This window comes from Okeania sp. SIO2B9, assembly GCF_010672505.1.
Classification (GTDB): Bacteria; Cyanobacteriota; Cyanobacteriia; order Cyanobacteriales; family Microcoleaceae; genus Okeania; species Okeania hirsuta.
The window spans coordinates 1-1,297 of sequence record NZ_JAAHGK010001684.1; the positions used below are offsets into that span (position 1 = coordinate 1).

At 57.9% G+C, this 1,297-nt stretch carries 1 protein-coding gene; it reads right to left on the reverse strand.

Annotation, left to right across the window (positions count from 1 at the left end; translation table 11 throughout):
- Nucleotides 1-1,297 (reverse strand): NADP-dependent isocitrate dehydrogenase (locus F6K13_RS33685; RefSeq protein ID WP_287290006.1); only part of this gene is annotated, 1,297 nt, incomplete at both ends.

Genomic DNA, 1,297 nt, shown 5'->3' on the forward strand with positions numbered 1-1,297 from the left:
CGGGCAAACCAATAATGGCTGGCGCGGTTGTCTGGCTCACCAACTTTCCGGCCCGGAGAGCGGTTATCATCGAGGATGCCTTGAGTTGCCGCCTCTGCCGCAGCGCCCAGAACGCCTGCTTTTGCGTTCCCCTTTGCATCCGCCATGAAGTTCAGCGACTCGCTAAGGGCGCAGAACTCCCCCATTGAGTCCCAGCGCAGATGGTTTTCCGCCTGCAGCTGTTGCACGTGCTTGGGCGCAGAGCCGCCAGCCCCGGTTTCAAACAGCCCGCCGCCATTCATCAACTTGACGATCGACAGCATTTTGGCCGACGTGCCAAGCTCTAGGATTGGGAACAGGTCCGTCAGGTAGTCGCGCAGCACGTTACCGGTGATTGCGATGGAGTCATTGCCCGCCGTGATCGTCTCCAACGACTGACGCGTGGCTTCGCGCGGCGCCATGATCAAGAATTTGTCTGCAACACCCGCTGCTTCCAACGCGGGTTTCACAATCGCGATCAGTTGGGCGTCATGCGCACGCTCCGCGTTCAGCCAGAAAATCGCTTCTGATCCTGTCAGGCGTTGACGATCCATAGCAAGCTGGATCCAGTTTTCGATCGGCGCCTTTTTAACTGTGCAGGCGCGCCAAATGTCGCCTTCTTTCACATCATGGCTGTGCAGGGTGTCACCATTGGCCAGGACGATGCGGATAGTCCCGTCTGCAGGAGCAAAAAATGTCGTCGGGTGCGAGCCGTATTCTTCGGCTTTTTGCGCCATAAGGCCGACATTCGCCACAGCGCCGGCTGTCGCTGGGTTCAACGCACCGTTTACTTTGAAGAATTTGATAGCCTCATCATAGACCGGCGCATAGCTGCGGTCCGGGATGACACAGTTGGTGTCGCCCTTCGCGCCCGTTTCATTCCATCCCTTGCCGCCCGCGCGGATGATCGCGGGGATAGACGCGTCGATGATAACATCAGAGGGAACGTGCAGGTTTGTAATGCCCTTATCGCTGTCGACCATATAGATGGAGGGACGATCCGCGGCGAGCGCTTCGATGGCGGCCATAATCTCTGCATCGCCGGACACACGCTCCAGCAGGTCACCCAAACCGGAGTTCGCGTTCACGCCAAGCGCGGCCATTTTGTCGCCGAACTTGTCAAATACCGGCGCGAGCCAGGCTTTGACGGCATAGCCAAAGATCACAGGATCCGAGACTTTCATCATCGTCGCCTTGAGGTGGATGGAGAACATAGTTCCATCCGCTTTGGTGTCTTCGATGGCGTCAGCCAGGAATGCGGAGAGCGCCTTTACTGACA